The organism is Sporosarcina thermotolerans, from assembly GCF_030067815.1.
Classification (GTDB): Bacteria; Bacillota; Bacilli; order Bacillales_A; family Planococcaceae; genus Sporosarcina; species Sporosarcina thermotolerans.
The window spans coordinates 995,001-1,013,629 of record NZ_CP125968.1 but is presented as its reverse complement, the minus strand read 5'-3'; the positions used below and the strand labels follow the sequence as shown (position 1 = coordinate 1,013,629).

The window sequence follows — 18,629 nt, the reverse complement described above, 5'->3', positions numbered from 1 at the left end:
TTCTATTGTCATTGTGTCTCTAATTAATCTTATAGTCCTGGAAACTCTTCTGGAGTGTTTCCATTAAAATTGGATGCAGGTACGATCGTGCCATCTTTCACTAACTCGTACGCCTCATTCAATTTGTTTAGCGTATCCTCAGATAATTGGTGACGACCTTCTTCTTTGATAAAACCAGTTGACTCTGTATCTGCATAAAGAACAACGTTACCGCCTTTGAAGGATCCATCAGCAACAGAATTCAATGATTTTTCAATGTTCATAGCCATGAATTTTACAGCAGATGTCAATACGATATTTTCAGAACCGTTTGAACCGTCATCATATTGGTCAACGTCTACACCAATTACTTTTACATCATTTTTAGCTTCCTTAGCTGCCGTGAATACACCATTTCCAGTGCCGCCTGCAGCAACGAAGAGGATATCTACACCTTGTTTGATTAAAGCGTTACCGATTACTTTACCTGTTGCTTCATCCGCAAAGGATCCTGCATAGTTACCACCAACATCAGCACCAGTAACGTCAGTACCTGCATATCCAGATAGTTCAACGAGTTCAACACTTTTTCCATAAACTTTATTCGCGTAATTTACGCCTGACTCAAAACCAAATTGATAGTTAACATTTGAAGGATAAGCAATGCCATTTACAACTGCTACTTTGTTTGTCTTAGTTTCAAGTGCTGCAGCCATTCCTGCAAAGAAACCACTTTCTTGTTCTGCGAAGTTCATCGCATAGATATTATCGAACTCAGTTTGGCCATCTACAGGAGCTGGCTCAGTGTCATTCATGATGAAGATCTTATCAGGGTTTTCTACAGCGATGCTAGAAACTCCAGCAAATTGGAATCCAGGTGTAACAATTACATCATAATCTGCCACAATATCGGCAACAGCTTGTACAGCTGCAGCTGGATCACCTGTTGGTTCTTTAACTGATTTTACTGTTGCTGTTGGATTATTTTCGATAAACTTCAAGATGCCGTTATAGTTATCTTCATTAAAGTTACCATCATCAACGCCAGAAGGGCTTGTTACGATAGCAATTTTCAATCCGTCTTCGCTATTTCCAGCCTTATCTTCCTTTTTATCAGCTGCGTTACTTCCGCAAGCGGCCATAACAACAGTCATAAAAGCAATAAGTAATACCATTGCAAATTTCTTTGTACTATTCATTGAAATGATCCTCCCTGTAATCTTGTTGTGTATTTGTAAAAAATAAAAAGCACCGATTGGGTACCGGTGCTTGACGTCAGGAAGGTAGACAATAGAAATAAATAAGGTATTTATCGCTATTGTATATACACAACCTCGTAGTCAAGCTATTTACGGCAGCTTGGTAGAAACTTTGGGCCTTATCCCCAACATTATACGAGAAAAATATTTATTTTTTACATACTCATAGTATCACCAGCCTTTCTTGCTGTCAATAAAACACGAACAATTTCTATAGAAAAAGCATCAATATTCGTTAATTTACTGATTATTTATAAAGAAATATACTTATGAGTAAATTCCGGATGAATTTCAGAGTGTATACAAACAACTAATTTGAATTAGTTGTAGAAAAGCGAGTCTTTTCTTATAATTATTTTTGTTCAAATTGTTATATTTTTAATAGTAATTATTCGGTACGTATAAAATTACTGGTAAAAGGAATGAAGACAATCACCGATGTTTCAATCAAAAAAAGTGGTTATCCAGACGACAAAATCGTCCGAATAACCACTCATTCTTCATGCTTATTTCAAATGCCCTCAGCCCGTGTATTGAATCAATTGAGCAACCACTAATGTGACAACACCAATTGCAGAGAACACGAGGAATAGCGGCATATAGAAACGAATCCATTTTTGCCAAGATACACCGGCGATAACAAGTGCAGCCATAAAGTAACCAGACGTCGGGAATAGAATATGAGCAAAGCCGTCCCGAACTGGAACGCAAGTACTGCCGTCTGTCTTGTTACGCCGATCATGTCTGCAAGTGGCCCCATGATTGGCATTGTGACTAAGGCCTGTCCACTTCCAGACGGGATGATAAAGTTAATCGAGAGCTGTACGAGATACATACCTACTGCACCGAGAACGGATGGCATCTCGCCAACCAATGAACCTAAGCTATGAACGATCGAATCCATGATTTGTCCGTCCTCAAGCACAACAGCGACAGAACGGGCAAGACCAACAATAATGGCTCCCATAAGCACTTCACGGAATCCATCCGTAAACGCGTTAGAAATTTGGGTAGCGTTCAATCCTGCAATCAGGCCGACGACAGCCCCCATAAAGATAAACAGTCCTGCCATCTCTACCATGAACCAACCTTGTTGAAGCACACCATATACTAAAATCCCAAGGAAGATGAAAGCAGCAATTGAAGCATACTTTTGTCTTGTGTTCATGCTTTTCGCTTCAATTTTACCTTTCTGCTTGTAAAGTTCCCTTTTTCTTGGTCATCTTCATATACATAGCTGTTTAAAGGATTCTGCTGTACCTTTTTTGCATAACGCATGATGAAGAAAATCCCTATCGATATACAAATAACGAAGAGAGCTAAACGCAACGGCAATCCTGAAAACACCGGGACACCTACGATTTTCTGAGACAATCCTACGTTAATTGGATTTAAAACTCCGGTAGTAAATCCGACAACCGTACCGACAAGCGCAATCGATGCAGCCACAATGGAATCATACCCTAAGGCGATGATTAATGGCATAATGACAGGAATATAAACGAGCGATAGCTCAGGGGTTCCGATTAATGTTGCCCCGATTGCAAATACTGTCGTTAAGATTGGGATCAATAAAATACTATTTTTTGCAAAACGGTTTGCCAGCCTGTCCACAACAACTTCAATGATTCCGGTTGCCTTCAGCACCGCAAACATACCGCCGATAATAAACGTGAAAAATACGATCTCCCCGGCGTCGATCAATCCACGCGGAATAACAGTAAGGAAATCAGCTATACCAATTGGTGTAGCTTCCACTTCTGTAAAAGAGTTCGGATCAATCGCTGTTCTTCCATCAGGACCTGGTACACGCTCAAATTGACCTGCAGGAATAAAGTAAGTCGAAATGGCCGCCAGCGCACTAAATATAAACAGAATTACATAAATATGCGGAAGTTGAAACTTCTTTTTGATGTTCTTTTCTTTTTCCATTTGGTACCTCCATTAGGTTTTATTTGTAAAGATGTAAACTTATTGTACAATCTTATTGCGCTTGAGTCGTTAGACCTTATAGCCAATTAAAAACTGCTTCATTGTTAAGGAATGACAATGAAAATTTTTGATTTGTGAACAATGAACAACAGTCTGTACATTAACACCATCGAAAAATGGTGATTTATTCGATTAAAAAAGCCTTTCATCAATTCAACGAATTGATGAAAGGCGTACTATTAAACGTGTTGTTTTCCTTTTTTTGCTTCTACCAGTTGGCCGCCATTGTTTTCGAAGAACTTGATAATTCCTTCAGCAGCACGGTAAGAAAGTGCTCCAACTGTACCTGTAGGGTTATAACCTGCGTTTTGTGGGAATGCAGAAGCTCCTACAACGAACAGATTGTCTACATCCCACATTTGAAGATAGCTATTGACTGCAGATGTTTCAGGATCTGCACCCATGATGACGCCACCTGTATTATGCGTTGACTGGTATTCAGCAACGTTATATGGTCCGAGTTCTCTGCTCGTATCGATATGATCTGCGCCCATTTCTTTAAGGATCGCTTCACATTTATCAGCCAAGAATGCTGTCAATTGACGGTCTTGTTCTTCAAAGTCGAAAGTGATTCGAACTAATGGATCACCGAATGGGTCTTTGTAAACAGGGTCTAAATCTAAGAAGTGTTGTTTGTAAGCCATGGATGCACCTTCACCACTAACCGTTAACGCTGCATTCGTATATTTCAACGATACATCTTTAAATTCTTTACCCCAAGTTGGTGTACCTGAAGGGATTCGGTTATTAGCAATCGGTCGTAGTCCAGTTTGTCCAAGGATGATCATCCCACCGTGGATAAAGTCCAAATCAGTGTGGTCGAAGTTGTCGCCATTATAATCATCAACGATCATTCCTAAGCCACCTGCTCCAGCAAAGTTATTGAACTTTTGCTCGTCGAAGAATCCTGTTGCTCTCCCTTTACGGATTTGGTATGCATAGTTTTTCCCGATAACACCAGTACCAGTAGTCGGGTTATATGGTCTACCAATTTCAGATAGTAGAAGAAGTCGAACGTTCGAAAATACATAACTTGTCAATACGACAACATCAGCTGGTTGTTCGAATTCCTCGCCTGTATTCATGTCTACATATACAACACCCGTTACTTTATCTCCATCTTTCAAGATACGGCGAACTTCAGAGTGAGGTCTAACTTCGAAGTTACCTGTTGCTTTAGCAACTGGAAGTACAGTTACGAGTGGGTCAGCTTTTGCTCCGTACTCACAACCGAAACGCTCACAGAATCCACAGTACTGACAAGCTACACGAGAAATTCCGTCTGGGTTTGTATAGTTTTCCGACAAGTTCGCAGAAGGTTGAACATATGGATGTAGACCCATATTCTTTGTTGCTTTATCAAATAATTGCATCGCTTGCGTTTTTTTCATCGGACCAGTAGGGAACGGATTTGAACGTGGTCCTCCTAATGGGTTATCCTCACCAGAAATTCCGGCCATTTTTTCGTACTGGTCATAGTAAGGCTCAATTTCATCATACGTTATACCCCAGTCTTGGATTGTCATATCAGCTGGGATTTTGTCTGCACCATATTTTTTAATCGTTTCACTACGCATCTCAAAATCATACGGAAGGAAACGGAAGTTTTGCCCATTCCAGTGTGTTCCGCGCCGCCTACACCTACGCCAAGTAAAAATGATCCGTATTGTCTCATTGGGAGAGAACGCATTTTTTCATTGTTACGGAACGTAATCGTTTCTTTCGATAGATCTTGCATCATTTCATGTCGAATCGCATATCTGAGTTCATCATGCGCCATGAAATAATCTTCCATTTTTCTATCTTTTCCTCGTTCTAATCCAACTACTTGGTAACCTTTTTTTGTAAGCTCAGAAGCGATAATGCCCCCAGCCCAACCAACACCAACAATAACGACATCTGTTTTTGGTAATTTTTTAACCATCCGTATTTCCTCCTCAATCGTAAATACCTTACATTATGTTATCTATCAAGATTAGTGACTATGTTGAGAATTTAACGCTGCTGGTTCGATCACCTTGAATTCATCTTCAATAATATTGAGGAAGCTCATTTGGTGTCCTGGGAAGTTCTTCATCTTCCAACCTTCCATATTTGCATTACCTCCGTATAATGGGTCAGCATATGCACCTTCAAGGGTTGCAGAGCGTAACACACCAAAGAAGTAATCAGATTTCATCCCGATTAGTTCTACTTTCCCTTCTGCAAACTCGGTTAGAATCGCATCTTGCTCTTCTTCAGAAAGCTTTTCAAATCGGTTGTCGTATGTTTTTACACTGAGGTCCTGTATAGCTTTCAACCCGATTTCAAAGATTTGTTGTCTGTTTAGACGGCCTTGATAACCTTGAGTTGATTCGCCCGGATAGAAAGGTCCTGACGTGTATTCTTTTGTACCTGTACCCATCCGCCTGCCAGTTGGTGATCAATATAATAAGCTACTAATAATTCTTTAGCTCCTGGACCATTATGATCCTTCGGGAAAATTCTTTCCGTCGCCGCCTCCGTAATACGGTATTGTTCAGGTGTAAAATACATTAATGCGACATTTGGATTTTCAAAAGTCTTATGAGGTTCAGATTGGACGTCTGTAGTGGAAGCATCGTTCTCCACTAATAGACTACCAAGTGCACCACCGGCAATCAGTCCACCGACTGTAAGCCCCGAATTCTTTAGAAAGTTCCGTCGAGAAGAACGTTTATCTAAAAGTGAATTTTTCTCATCTTTTGTTGACATGTTAAAACCTCCAAATTCAATTTTCTAAATTATTTACCTAAGTAAATATGAGACATCAAAAAATCGTACTCCAGTTGTAAAGTGGAGTAAAAGTTGCCGCTCCTATTATGAGAGAAGCTGCAAAAATACTGTATTTTCTTCCTACCCACAAAGAATAATAATTGACAGACCAATTGCTGTACCTAAAAGCGTAAACCATGGAAACCCACCGGAATTAGAAATAAGAAAAGTAGCTAATCCTCCAATTATACAAAGTGGCAAAAGAGCTTGTAAAACAAATTTCAGCTCTTCCTTACTATATTGGGACACTCTCATTCTCCGTTCTTATGATTTTTTGTTTCAACACTAAAAGGGTTTATTTCCGTCGCAGATGGCCGCTTTCTATCTTCAATCGCCGGAAGCTCGCTGCGTAATAGCAATTAAGAAATCTGCTCATATATAGACCTTTTGGAGTAGGAAACAATGATTCTTATTCTACTACATTTATTAATTTATTTCATGAGTTTGTCACAAGTTTATAATTTCAAAATATTGTTTTGTTTCCATGTCTTCCCGCCCTGTAAATGCTTACCATAGTTAAAAACACTGGTTTCCTCAGTCAGTCCATCATTCTAAATTTTCTTTATTCATTAAAAATACTAATAGATTCAGTTGTCCAGATTTCTGAAAAAACAAACCTTTGTACAATTTTGATGTCTATAATATAATGGACGAGAAGCGGTACTTTTCGCTCACTAGTATCACTTTGTAACAAGACGACGAACTAGTTTTTTCTATTTACACGAAAGTATATAACTTCCATTTAAGATAGTGGGTGGTAAGAATCATGGAACAAGAACCAGAGTACACTCTTGTAGAGCATTTAACAGAGCTTAGAAAACGGCTAATTATTGTTTCTGTGACATTTATCGTTACGTTGATAATAGGTTTTAGTCTCGCACAAAAATTATTAACTCTGATTAAATCGCAGCCTACAGCCGCTCGTGTGGAATGGAACGTATTCGGTTATACGGATGGACTAATGATTTATTTAAGCTGTGCTTTAGTTTTATCCTTACTGATTACGTTACCAATCGCATTGTACCAAACATGGTTATTTGTAAAACCTGGATTATCTAAGGAAGAATCCAAAGGAACAATTATTTTTATCCCTGTTTCTTTCTTGCTGTTTTTAGCGGGGATTAGTTTTAGTTATTTCCTATTATTTCCTTTGATGCTAAACTTCATGGCAAATATCAATGAATCCATAGGTGCAATTGAAACATATGGCATGAAGCAATACTTCTCTTTTATGTTTAACCTTCTCATTCCTGTAGGTATCGTATTTGAATTACCTGTAGTGATATTGTTCTTAACAAAGTTGGGTATTGTTACACCTGATAAGTTAAGGAAAATGAGAAAGATTTCTTATTTTATCCTCGTCGTCGTAGGTGTGTCAATTTCTCCGCCAGATTTCGTCTCGGATATCTTGATCATTATTCCTTTATTGCTTTTGTTTGAAATCAGTATTTGGGTGTCTAGTGTATCTCTTAAGAGAAAGCTGGCCAAGGAGAAAAAACAAGAGGAAAGTTTGAAGGAATAAGTTTACAATGCGTCGTTTTATCAGAAGTGTTATAGTGATACAAACTTCATAAGTAAGTCAATTCTAAGGAGGAACAACCATGCCAAGTATTGGTGTACCAGGATTAATCATCATTCTCGTTATCGCTTTAATTATTTTCGGACCGTCTAAATTACCACAGTTAGGAAAAGCTGTTGGACAAACGTTAAAAGAATTCAAAAACTCAACAAAAGATATTGTTGACGACGTTGCAGATGAATTTAAAATAGACGAAAAAGAATCAACAGATAAGAAGAAGGTTTCATAAAAACCGTTGTTGATTGGTATGAACCACCTTTTTTGAGTCAGTTAATAAACACCTGATGAAACAGCCAGTTGTCGGTATTGATCCGGCGATTGGCTGTTTAATTTTATTTGAATGTGGTCCAAAAAAGAAGCTCCTCACAAGTCTAATGACTTGTGAGGAGCTTCTTTTTGTTACGTTGTATGTCTAGCTCCAGCGGCTATCCCCTTGGATCATTAGCCGCTGGAGCTTTTCTTAATTACATCATTCCGCCCATTCCACCCATGTCAGGCATGCCTGCACCTGGTGGTTCTGGTAGATCTGCTACAACAGCTTCTGTCGATAAGAACATTGCCGCCACAGATGCTGCATTTTGAAGTGCTGAACGAGTTACTTTAGTTGGGTCTAAGATACCGGCTTGCATCATGTTAACCCACTCGCCGTTTGCTGCGTTGAAACCGATGCCGACTTCTTCGCGTTTTAGGCGGTCAACTACGATTGAGCCTTCAAGGCCAGCGTTGTTCGCGATTTGACGAACTGGCTCTTCAAGTGCGCGAAGGACAATCTTCACACCAGTTGCGACGTCGCCTTCTGTGCTTTCAAGAAGTGATTCAACCTTCGTGTATACGTTGATAAGTGCCGTACCACCACCAGATACGATTCCTTCTTCAACAGCCGCACGAGTTGAGTTCAACGCGTCTTCGATGCGAAGTTTACGCTCTTTCAATTCTGTTTCAGTTGCTGCACCGACTTTGATAACTGCTACGCCGCCAGCAAGTTTCGCAAGGCGCTCTTGCAGCTTCTCTTTGTCGAACTCAGAAGTTGTTTCTTCAAGTTGTACGCGGATTTGGCTAACGCGTGATGCGATTTGCCCTGCATCGCCATTTCCTTCAACGATTGTTGTGTGATCTTTTGTAACAACAACTTTTGCAGCTCTTCCAAGTTGAGTAATATCAGCGGATTTAAGGTCAAGACCGAGATCCTCAGTAATGACTTCTCCACCTGTAAGGATTGCAATGTCTTCAAGCATTGCTTTACGACGATCACCGAAACCAGGTGCTTTAACAGCAACTGCGTTGAACGTTCCACGAAGCTTATTCACAACAAGTGTTGCAAGTGCTTCGCCTTCTACGTCTTCAGCAATCATCAACAATGGCTTGCCTTGTTGAACGACTTGCTCAAGAACTGGAAGGATTTCTTGGATATTAGAAATCTTTTTATCTGTGATTAAGATGTAAGGGTTATCGAGAACTGCTTCCATTTTGTCTGTATCAGTAGCCATATATGCAGATGCATAACCGCGATCAAATTGCATACCTTCTACAACGTCAAGCTCAGTCGTGAAGCCTTTCGACTCTTCGATTGTGATGACGCCATCGTTTCCAACGCGCTCCATTGCTTCAGCGATCAATTCGCCGACTGCTTCGTCGCCTGAAGAGATTGCAGCAACTTGTGCGATTTCTTGCTTGCTTTCGATTTCATCAGAAATACCTTTTAATGATTCAACAGCGGTTGCAACTGCTTGTTCAATCCCTTTACGGATACCGACAGGGTTTGCGCCAGCCGTTACGTTTTTTAAACCTTCACGAATCATCGCTTGTGCAAGAACTGTCGCTGTTGTTGTACCGTCACCAGCGATTTCATTTGTTTTGGAAGCAACTTCCGCAACAAGTTTCGCACCCATGTTTTCGAATGCGTCTTCAAGTTCGATTTCTTTTGCGATCGTTACACCGTCATTAGTAATAAGCGGTGAACCGAATTTTCTTTCAAGAACGACGTTTCGTCCCTTTGGTCCAAGCGTCACTTTAACAGCGTCAGCAAGTGTATCTACACCACGAAGCATTGCGCTGCGCGCGTCTTCATTGAATTTAATTTCTTTAGCCATTTATGAATACCCTCCTATTTTGTATGTTGTCTTTATATAAGCGCGTTTAATTAACCGATAACGGCAAGAACGTCGCTTTCACGCAGGATCAAATATTCATTTCCTTCATATTTAACTTCAGTACCAGCATATTTTGAGAAGATGATGCGGTCGCCTTCTTTTACTTCCAAGTCAACACGCTGGCCGTTTTCAAGAACTCGTCCAGTACCTGCCGCAACAACTTTACCCTCTTGCGGTTTCTCTTTTGCAGAATCCGGTAGTACGATACCACTTGACGTTTTTTCTTCTGCTTCGATCAGTTCGATTACGATACGGTCACCTAATGGTTTCAACAAGTGAAACAACCTCCTCAGCATTATCTTTTCTTTTTAGCACTCAGTAAGCATGAGTGCTAATACATTTAATATCATAATAAAGTTGCCCAAAAATTGCAAGCAAAATACTCGCTTCTTTTCTCTTTGCTAAACTTCTTTTAAAACGCTAAAATGAACACTAAGAGAAAGGGCGTTGTACTATGAAATACTGGAAAATCTACATATGGATCATCGCAATCTACATTGCGATGCAATTTGCAAGTGTCCCTGTTGCTAAAGGGATGATCAATTATTTCCACCATACATCAGGCATGGAGGAAGCGGACGCTAAATTTTACGGCTTCGCATGGGGTCTTTTTATCGTGAACATCATTGCGGCACCTTTTATTTTATTCATGACGACACGGAATAAAAAGTTCTGGGATATCTTTAAGACAGGAAAAAAAGCTTCTATTGGAAAGACAATTCTTTGGGGGGTCCTTGGATTGTTCATGGCGATGGCTGGCCAAATGATCGCTGCCATCATCGAGATGGCATTTGGCGTCATGCCTGGCTCCGATAACACTGCCCTCTTAGGGGAGGTTGCGAGAATGTCGCCGATTGTTATTGTTTCAATCGTCATTTTCGCACCGTTGTTTGAGGAGATTGTATTCAGACGAATTTTGTTCGGAGGCATTTATACGAAAACAAATTTCTGGGTCGCCGCCCTTATCAGCGCATTCCTTTTCTCGGTCGTCCATGGCGAGCTCAATCATACAATTCTCTATATGATTCCGGGACTCGTGTTCGCTTTCCTTTATTACCATACGAAAAGCATTTTAGCGCCGATGATTTCGCATCTGTTAATGAACAGCTTCGCCGTCATTGTCCAGTTAAATCCTGAAGTCTTCAAACAGCCTGAGAGTATCAAGCAAGCATTCATCTTCTTGTTGCAATGAAACCGAAAAACGACTTCCCACATTGGGAAGTCGTTTTTCAGTTCATCCAATCGTCGTAAACAACGAAAATAGGAGAATGCCAATAACTATTGAAAAGATTATCGCGAACACTATGCCAATACCCATAAGAATTGCAACAACGCCGAATCCACGCAATGCAGAGAATTTATGGACAAGGCCAATACCTTTACTCATGATTACTATACCGTAAATCCCAACGCCAATCATGACGATGTTCATCAAGAAATATACGCCAAGCGGCAGATTGGTAACACCAAAATTCTCCGTAGGTACTTCGAATAGTCGAGAACCATATATAGCAAGAATAAGATAATTCATCGGAGCAAGATAGATAGTCAGAATTGTTGACGCTGGCGTGACATGGATCATTTCAGAAAACTTTCCTGTTCCTCCAAGCCATTTTCCAATCCATGTATACAGCGCAGCCATAATCACCCAACCTAACAAAGCACCAGAGAATGTCAGTATAATTGAAAATATAACGATTAAATACGCTGGCAAGCCACTAAACCAACCGGTCGGTGCCAAGGCAATCGAACCGGTACTGATTGAACCTAATAGTAAAATAAAAACCCCATACCCGACCGACTTCTTCTCAAGCAAGTACTCCAAAGTCTTTGTCGGCTGATTCCATATGGATAACAACGGATTCATACAACATCTTCCCCCTTTTCAATGGTATATACTATGTAAGAGCATGCCCTCTTCAGTACGCTACTTCTTTTATCATACAGAAATTGACATCTGATTTCATTACAAAAAAGCCCTTTTTCCGGAATACTTATCCGAAAAAAGGGCTTGCCGATTTATTTCTCCAAATTCCCCATCACTTCATCAATTTGCCGCTGTTGCTCCGCCTTTATCTCCTCAAGCTTCCGCTTCTCTTCCGCCTTCAAGAACTTTCGATACCCGACTCGGCAGATAACGATGCTGATTTCGTAAAGGATGAACAACGGGACGGTCACTAACAAATGGGACATAATATCAGGCGGTGTGATGAACGCCGCAACTACAAATAGAACAAAATATGAATATTTCCTGATTTTCACTAACTTCGCAGGATCCAATATACCAAGTCTTGATAAAAATAAGAGAACGATTGGCAATTGGAAGATGACCCCAAACGGAATCAAAATCTGGAATAGGAATGTGAAATATTGATTGATACCTACTGTTTGCGTTATTCCCAATTCCCCCGATAAATCCATCATGAAATTCATAACGAATGGGACGAGGATAAAATACGAGAATCCTATTCCGACTATAAACAGGATGAATGCAAACGGGATATAGCTTAAAGTCACTTTCCGCTCAGTTTCCTGAAGGCCTGGCGATACGAACGACCAGAACTGGTACATGATGATCGGTGAAATAATGACGACCGCAAGGAAGATGATGACTTTCAAGTAAATGACGATTGGATCGACAACATTGAATGTGGAACTCATCATATCCTCCCTCATTCAGTAAAAACTCAATAACTGGTTTAGCGGCGAAAAAGCTACCAATTACCGCAATAACAAAGAAAACGACGATTACTATCAGCCGTTTTCTAATTTCTTCTATATGCTCAATGACAGTTAAATTTTTCTCTTTCATAGGACAGACATCCTTACTTACTGCACGTCGTTTTTCTTATCTTCAACTTTCTTTACTGTATCTTCATCATCCGAAGCAAGTCCCTTGGTTGCATTCTTGAATTCACGTAATGAAGAGCCAAACGCTTTACCGATTTCAGGCAACTTCTTCGGTCCAAAAACTAACAAAGCAATAATTGCAATTATAATTAAACTGCCTATACCTGGAGCCATTTCGGACACCTCCTTCGTCTGTTGTCTATTTTACATGAAAACAGCTTGTATTACTATTGACAAGCCGTTTATAATTGTGAATCTTTTACGTCATTTTTTATAAAATAAATCAATGTCTGCAACTCTGCAGATAAATCAATCGTATGTACACGCATCCAATCTGGCACTGTCAGACGAGCCGGTGTGAAGTTTAATATCCCTTTCACTTCTATTTCGGCGAGACGATCCGCTGTATCTTGGGCTACGTTTGCTGGAACAGTTAGAATTACGATGTTAATGCCCATCTCTTGTAACTTCTCTTCCATCATATCCGGATGATATACAGGGATGTTACTGACGATTCTACCTTCCTTCGATGCTTTTGGGTCGAACGCTATTACAATCCGCGTATTATGGGTTTTCTGGAAGTTGTATTTCAGAAATGCACTCCCTAAACCGCCGACGCCGATTAATGCGACGTCTGTCTCTTCATCCTGATCAAGCGTCTGACGGAAGAAATGAAGCAGGTCATCTACATCATAGCCATACCCTTTTCTTCCAAGCGCACCGAAATGGGAAAAATCCCGGCGAATCGTAGCGGCATCAATTTTCATCACTTCGCTCAATTCACTAGAAGAAACACGTTTACCAGCATTCGAGAAGCCTTTTAGGAATCTATAATATAAAGGAAGGCGTTTCGATGTCGCCTGCGGAATTCTTGGAGTTACTTCAGACATTTCCTACCTCCTGCCCCATTGAATTAAGTCGGGATTTCACACATTTAAATTAGGACTTTCCTGAATTAGTCCGAACAATTTCTATCGTACAGCAGAAAATGATTGATGTAAAGCCGACCATTGCGCGCGTCTCTTCATTCGATTAAACTTAATGTATGAATAGAGGTGTGCTGAATGATTGTTTTACAAGTGAACGGACTAACTAAATCCTTTTCAGGAACTGATATATTGGAAAACGTGCGACTCGAAGTACAACATCGTGACAGAGTCGCGCTCGTCGGCCGCAACGGAGCAGGTAAATCCACATTGCTTAAAATTATTGCGCGAGAGATGACGGCGGATTCCGGCGACATTATCATGCCAAAGGACGTGCAGATAGGGTATCTTGAACAACACGCAGGCATCGACTCTTCCCGTACAGTTTGGGCAGAAATGATGACCGTTTTCGAACCAATGCTATCAATGGAGCAAAAACTCCGTAGGCTTGAAGCACAAATGGCGGATCCGCTGTATACGGGAATACTGAAGAATACGAACGAGTCATGAAGGAGTATGACGCTCTCCAAATCGAATTCAAGGATTCGGGAGGGTATCAATATGAATCTGACATGCGTTCCGTCCTGCACGGCATGCGGTTTTATCCAGATGACTACGAGAAAAAAGTCAATCTTCTTTCGGGCGGGCAAAAAACACGCTTAGCTCTCGCAAAGATGCTGCTAAGCAAACCGGACCTCCTCATATTGGACGAGCCAACGAACCATTTAGATATCGAGACGCTTGGCTGGCTTGAAAAATATCTCGTCTCTTATGAAGGAGCGATTCTAATCGTTTCGCATGACCGATACTTCCTCGACCAGATCGTGACGATCACGTATGAAGTGTCTAGACGGAAAGTGACGAAGTATGTCGGAAACTATAGTGCGTATTTGGATGAAAAAGCAAAGAACTACGAGCGCGATAAGAAACTGTATGAACGTGAATCCAGCGAGAAAGCAAAACTTGAAGAGTTCATTCAACGGAATATCGCTCGTGCGTCCACTTCTAAAATGGCGAAAAGCCGACGGAAGCTCCTTGAACGGACCGAATGGATGGATTCGCCTGACGGGGATGAACGGTCCGCAAGCTTTTCATTCTCAATCGAAAGGCCAAGTGGGAATGATGTGCTGAAACTTGAAAATATCGCAGTCGGCTACAATGACAAACCTGTTTCCGAAAACATTAATATGCATGCCTACAAAGGCGACCGCATCGCCATATTAGGTCCGAATGGGATCGGTAAATCGACATTACTTAAGACGATTGTGAAAATGCAGGAACCATTAGATGGGACAATCCGCTATGGCACGAATGTCCAGTTCGGATATTATGATCAAAACCAGGCGACGATCATCGGTACGGGACAGTTCTAGGAGCTTTGGGACGAGTGGCCGATGATGAATGAAAAGGATGTCCGCACTGTGTTAGGACGCTTCCTCTTTACAGGGGAAGATGTCGAAAAACCAGTGACATCGTTATCCGGTGGGGAAAAGCGCGCCTTTCATTAGCGAAGCTTATGCTCCAAAAATCGAATACGCTTATCCTTGACGAACCGACAAACCATCTTGACCTCGATAGCAAAGAAGTACTGGAGAATGCATTGGATGACTTTCCAGGAACAATCCTTTTTGTTTCGCATGACCGTTACTTCATCAACCGGATTGCGACGAAGGTTATCGATGTCGCTAAAACTGGTGTTACGGAGTATCTTGGCGATTACGATTATTTCATCGAGAAGAAAACAGAGATTGCCGAGTTAAAGGCGGAGGAGTCTTCGTCACAACAAAAGATCCAAACGAAAAACAAGCGCAACGAAGATGACAAAGAGTTCAAAAGGCAAGAACGCCGACTGACAAGGGCAATTGCCGAAATTGAAACTACATTAGCTAAAATGGATGAAGAGATAGCAGGTTTGCAGGAGGAGCTCTTGCGGCCCGAATTCGCTGATGACCATATTAAACTAATGGAACTTCAAGAGCAGATCGATTCATTGCAAATGAAGCATGATGAGCAATCAGAAGAATGGTTGGTCCTCCAAGAAGAGTTGGAGAATTTACATTTACAAGCATAATAAATGCTGTCGAAAGGTATGGCGCCGATTCGACAGCATTTTTATGTTTTCGACAAACGTGAATTTCCTTTTCCACAATCTTATTCACATCATAAACATTGATACTATAGGATATTCACATAGTTATCCACGTTGTCCACAATTAAAACTTGTTTTACCCACATAGTTATCCAAAACCTGGACGGCTAATACACAATTGTCGAATAATTATCCACAACTTACTAACAAATGTGCATAAGTACGAACGTTCCCTCTTGACAAAAGAATCCATTTAAAGGCCAAATAAAAACGGAAATCGTCAAGACTCGACGATTTCCATCACTTATTTGCTCCAAGATGCAAGAGGCATACCCGGGCGCCCGTTCATTTCCATATTTCCACGTTTTCCATCCATGAACATTGCAGTTCCAGCTGCAGCAATCATCGCTGCATTATCCGTACATAGAGAGATAGGGGGGACATAAAAATGAATTCCCTCTTTTTCAAAGGTCATTTCGAGCGAAGCACGCAGCCCTTTATTCGCTGCAACTCCACCCGCCGCGATCACTTGCTTCACATTATATTCTTTCGCGGCCTTCAATGTTTTTGCTGTTAGAACTTCGACAACACTTTGCTGAAAACCAGCAGCCACATGAGATGGCACGATTGTACCACCTTTTTGCTCAAGATTATGCTTATAATTGATAACTGCCGATTTTAAACCACTGAAGCTGAAATCATATGATTCCCGCTCAAGCCAAGCCCTTGGGAATTCAACCGCATCATCGCTTTCAAGCGCGAGCTTATCAATCGCAGGCCCGCCGGGATACGGCAAGCCGAGTACGCGAGCCACCTTGTCGTAAGCTTCTCCTGCGGCATCATCACGCGTCTCCCGATCAATTTAAAGGACCCATGCCCTTCCATCAATACAAGCTCTGTATGGCCTCCTGAAACGATGAGCGCAAGGAGCGGAAACTCCATTGGCTGCATTAATTGATTGGCGTAAATATGCCCAGCAATATGGTGGACACCAATAATCGGCAATCCATTCGCAAACGCAAAAGCCTTCGCCGCATTAATGCCGATCAAAAGCGCACCGACAAGTCCCGGACCCTCCGTCACAGCAACAGCATCCAAATCAGCCGGCTCAAGATTCGCTGCCAACAATGCTCCTTCAATAACAAGCGTGATTTGTTCGACATGGTGTCGCGAAGCAATTTCGGGTACAACTCCACCGAATCGTTGCTGACTTTGGATCTGTGAAGCGACAATATTTGATATAATTTCATGGCCATTCTTAATGACAGAAGCCGCCGTTTCATCACAGCTCGTTTCAATACCTAATATATAAATATCTTTATCCATTAAAATTCCACCCACATGACGAGCGCATCTTCATGGTCGTCCGTATAATAGTTTTTCCGTATACCGCCATCCTGGAAGCCTAACTTCCTATACAGGTTTTGTGCTGTATGGTTCGACACTCGCACCTCAAGCGTCATCAACCTCACCTCATTCACCTTACACAGCTCAATCGCCTTGCGCATCAATGCCTCACCGATTCCCTGGCCTCTCAAACGCTTCCTGACAGCAACATTTGTAATATGACATTCATCGAGTACAACCCACATACCACAATGTCCAATGACCTCGTCATCTTGAACCGCGACAATATAATGGGCATAATCATTCCCTAACATCTCATGTTCAAAAATCTCATGCGACCACGGAGTCGTAAACGCCTCATGCTCGATTTTGACAACAGCCGGAATGTCGTCAACGGTCATTTTTCGATATTGGATTCCATTTGTCACATTACTCACTGCCTTTTTCCTTCGTTTGCTGCATCAACCAATTTGCTTCTGCCTCAGCAATCCTGCGGTATTCCGGTGTAAATGCATGTGTATTCTCTTCATGTCCAGATTGCTGCGCTATGTAAATCAACGACGACGCACGTGGCAGGTTCATTGGAAAAGGAGCAATCACCGAATTCTCCTTCAATCTGTTCGTAATCAGCTCTTCATACATGCCAACGTCCTTACCGATGAACAAAACGGGACAGTCTAATTCACCTAACGAATCGAGCAAAGCTTCAATTCCAAGGTGACGATCTTCGTGAATTGCGACAAGCGCACCATCGATATTTTCATAAACGCCCGCATACACATTATTCCTTCTTGCGTCCACAACCGGGCAAATAAGGCCATTAAAATAAATAGCGTTAGCCGCCAATGTTTTAAGGCTTGAAACACCTACAAGAGGTTTTTTCAACGTCCATGCCAACGTCTTCGCAATCGTCACCCCAATTCGGACACCTGTATACGATCCCGGTCCTTCAGAAACTGCAATCGCATCAATATCTTTCGGTTTCAATTGCACGGTCTCAAATAATTCTTCAATAACCGGCATCGCACGTAAAGAATGATTGACCGCCATCGAAGAATTCACCTCAGCTAAAATCGCCCCGTCTTTCACGATTGCGACAGACAAAGGTGTATTAGCTGTATCTATTCCTAACCATATCATACTGTCATCGCCTCACAAATCTTTTCATAACGTCTACCTTTAGGGACGAACAAAAGCTTTCTTGAAGTATCCCGGTATGTTGTAACTGGATTTCGAGTCGCTCACTTGGAAGATCATCTTCTATCAAATGCGCCCATTCTACGACTGAGATTGCATCCCCGTAAAATAGTTCATCCCAACCGAGATCCTCATCACTATCCGCCAAACGATAGACATCAAGATGATTGAAAAGGAAATCCTCTCCTTCATACTGTTTGAGGATTGTAAAAGTGGGGCTGTTTACGGTCCGAGTGATGCCTAATCCCTTTGCCAACGCTTTCGTGAAAGTCGTTTTACCGGCACCCAGATCACCTTCCAACGTTATGACGTCTGGAGGTGAAAGCAATCCCGCTAATTTCTTAGCAATTTGTTCAGTTTCCTCTTGGGAATGAACATCAAATTCTATAGTCATAGTAATTTCCTTTCATCTCCACTTTATTATAGTTAGTGTACCGAAAATAAGATGTTACTGAAAGTATTGGGGTT

15 protein-coding genes, 6 pseudogenes and 1 riboswitch are annotated in these 18,629 nt (G+C 41.4%); of the genes and pseudogenes, 4 read left to right on the top strand and 17 right to left on the bottom strand.

Annotation, left to right across the window (positions count from 1 at the left end; genetic code table 11):
* Positions 1-29: 29 nt before the first annotated feature.
* From QNH10_RS05745 to QNH10_RS20495, 6 genes and pseudogenes are all read right to left on the bottom strand, one after another.
* Entirely contained in the window at positions 30-1,178 is a 1,149-nt protein-coding gene (locus QNH10_RS05745) for a BMP family lipoprotein (RefSeq protein WP_283733845.1), read from the bottom strand.
* A 118-nt stretch (positions 1,179-1,296) separates the two neighbouring features.
* A riboswitch (purine riboswitch) is annotated at positions 1,297-1,397 on the bottom strand.
* A gap of 362 nt (positions 1,398-1,759) precedes the next feature.
* Positions 1,760-2,406 (bottom strand): annotated as a pseudogene (locus QNH10_RS05740) (Na+/H+ antiporter NhaC family protein).
* The gene (locus tag QNH10_RS05735) at positions 2,403-3,170 is read right to left on the bottom strand and encodes a hypothetical protein (protein WP_283733844.1); all 768 of its coding nucleotides are present in this window, start codon (positions 3,168-3,170) and stop codon (positions 2,403-2,405) included. The pseudogene QNH10_RS05740 and the gene QNH10_RS05735 overlap by 4 nt, the downstream one beginning before the upstream one ends.
* 239 nt (positions 3,171-3,409) lie before the next feature.
* Positions 3,410-5,154 (bottom strand): annotated as a pseudogene (locus tag QNH10_RS05730) (GMC family oxidoreductase).
* A gap of 51 nt (positions 5,155-5,205) precedes the next feature.
* The gene (locus QNH10_RS20500; protein ID WP_347178002.1) at positions 5,206-5,634 is read right to left on the bottom strand and encodes a gluconate 2-dehydrogenase subunit 3 family protein; all 429 of its coding nucleotides are present in this window, start codon (positions 5,632-5,634) and stop codon (positions 5,206-5,208) included.
* Positions 5,556-5,963 (bottom strand): gluconate 2-dehydrogenase subunit 3 family protein, encoded by a 408-nt coding sequence (locus QNH10_RS20495; RefSeq protein ID WP_347178001.1) that lies wholly within the window; start codon positions 5,961-5,963, stop codon positions 5,556-5,558. Before QNH10_RS20495 ends, QNH10_RS20500 begins: the two co-directional genes overlap by 79 nt.
* Positions 5,964-6,789: 826 nt before the next feature.
* On the opposite strand from QNH10_RS20495, the gene tatC (QNH10_RS05720) reads away from it, so the two are divergent.
* Together tatC (QNH10_RS05720) and tatA are read left to right on the top strand one after the other, a co-directional pair.
* Positions 6,790-7,545 carry a twin-arginine translocase subunit TatC gene (tatC, locus tag QNH10_RS05720; protein ID WP_283733843.1) on the top strand — a complete coding sequence of 252 codons (756 nt, stop codon included), beginning with the start codon at positions 6,790-6,792 and terminating at the stop codon, positions 7,543-7,545.
* Positions 7,546-7,624: 79 nt separating this feature from the next.
* The gene (gene tatA / locus QNH10_RS05715; RefSeq protein WP_283733842.1) at positions 7,625-7,831 is read left to right on the top strand and encodes a twin-arginine translocase TatA/TatE family subunit; all 207 of its coding nucleotides are present in this window, start codon (positions 7,625-7,627) and stop codon (positions 7,829-7,831) included.
* 235 nt (positions 7,832-8,066) lie between these two features.
* Here tatA and groL read toward each other — a convergent pair whose 3' ends face one another.
* Together groL and groES are read right to left on the bottom strand one after the other, a co-directional pair.
* Positions 8,067-9,692, bottom strand: coding sequence for a chaperonin GroEL (groL, locus tag QNH10_RS05710; protein WP_283733841.1), 1,626 nt, complete (start codon positions 9,690-9,692; stop codon positions 8,067-8,069).
* A gap of 50 nt (positions 9,693-9,742) precedes the next feature.
* On the bottom strand, positions 9,743-10,027 hold the full coding sequence (groES, locus tag QNH10_RS05705; protein WP_283733840.1) for a co-chaperone GroES: 285 nt from the start codon (positions 10,025-10,027) through the stop codon (positions 9,743-9,745).
* 179 nt (positions 10,028-10,206) lie between these two features.
* Between groES and QNH10_RS05700 the strand changes: the two genes are divergently transcribed.
* The gene (locus QNH10_RS05700) at positions 10,207-10,944 is read left to right on the top strand and encodes a CPBP family intramembrane glutamic endopeptidase (RefSeq protein ID WP_283733839.1); all 738 of its coding nucleotides are present in this window, start codon (positions 10,207-10,209) and stop codon (positions 10,942-10,944) included.
* A gap of 42 nt (positions 10,945-10,986) precedes the next feature.
* Here the strand turns inward: QNH10_RS05700 and QNH10_RS05695 are convergent, their stop codons facing one another.
* The 5 genes and pseudogenes from QNH10_RS05695 to QNH10_RS05680 all read right to left on the bottom strand — a co-directional run bounded on the left by QNH10_RS05695 (position 10,987) and on the right by QNH10_RS05680 (position 13,492).
* Positions 10,987-11,619, bottom strand: coding sequence for a YIP1 family protein (locus QNH10_RS05695; protein WP_283733838.1), 633 nt, complete (start codon positions 11,617-11,619; stop codon positions 10,987-10,989).
* Between the two features lie 152 nt (positions 11,620-11,771).
* Positions 11,772-12,416, bottom strand: a complete 645-nt coding sequence (gene tatC / locus QNH10_RS05690) for a twin-arginine translocase subunit TatC (RefSeq protein ID WP_347178000.1) — start codon at positions 12,414-12,416, stop codon at positions 11,772-11,774.
* Positions 12,417-12,477: 61 nt separating this feature from the next.
* Positions 12,478-12,564 (bottom strand): annotated as a pseudogene (locus QNH10_RS20490) (twin-arginine translocase subunit TatC); the annotation flags it as partial.
* Between the two features lie 17 nt (positions 12,565-12,581).
* A complete protein-coding gene (locus QNH10_RS05685; RefSeq protein WP_283733837.1) occupies positions 12,582-12,776 on the bottom strand; it encodes a twin-arginine translocase TatA/TatE family subunit in 195 nt (64 codons plus the stop codon).
* Positions 12,777-12,844: 68 nt separating this feature from the next.
* Positions 12,845-13,492 (bottom strand): redox-sensing transcriptional repressor Rex, encoded by a 648-nt coding sequence (locus QNH10_RS05680; RefSeq protein ID WP_283733836.1) that lies wholly within the window; start codon positions 13,490-13,492, stop codon positions 12,845-12,847.
* A 174-nt stretch (positions 13,493-13,666) separates the two neighbouring features.
* On the opposite strand from QNH10_RS05680, the pseudogene QNH10_RS05675 reads away from it, so the two are divergent.
* Positions 13,667-15,599, top strand: a pseudogene (locus tag QNH10_RS05675) (ABC-F family ATP-binding cassette domain-containing protein).
* A gap of 322 nt (positions 15,600-15,921) precedes the next feature.
* On the opposite strand, the pseudogene tsaD reads toward QNH10_RS05675, so the two are convergent.
* The 4 genes and pseudogenes from tsaD to tsaE form a co-directional block, all read right to left on the bottom strand.
* A pseudogene (gene tsaD, locus QNH10_RS05670) lies at positions 15,922-16,943 on the bottom strand (tRNA (adenosine(37)-N6)-threonylcarbamoyltransferase complex transferase subunit TsaD).
* Complete coding sequence (gene rimI, locus QNH10_RS05665) at positions 16,943-17,392, bottom strand: ribosomal protein S18-alanine N-acetyltransferase (RefSeq protein ID WP_283734574.1); 450 nt, start codon at positions 17,390-17,392, stop codon at positions 16,943-16,945. The pseudogene tsaD and the gene rimI overlap by 1 nt, the downstream one beginning before the upstream one ends.
* A 1-nt stretch (position 17,393) precedes the next feature.
* The gene (tsaB, locus tag QNH10_RS05660; RefSeq protein ID WP_283733835.1) at positions 17,394-18,104 is read right to left on the bottom strand and encodes a tRNA (adenosine(37)-N6)-threonylcarbamoyltransferase complex dimerization subunit type 1 TsaB; all 711 of its coding nucleotides are present in this window, start codon (positions 18,102-18,104) and stop codon (positions 17,394-17,396) included.
* Positions 18,101-18,555 (bottom strand): annotated as a pseudogene (gene tsaE, locus QNH10_RS05655) (tRNA (adenosine(37)-N6)-threonylcarbamoyltransferase complex ATPase subunit type 1 TsaE). Before tsaE ends, tsaB begins: the two are co-directional and overlap by 4 nt.
* Positions 18,556-18,629 lie beyond the last annotated feature (74 nt).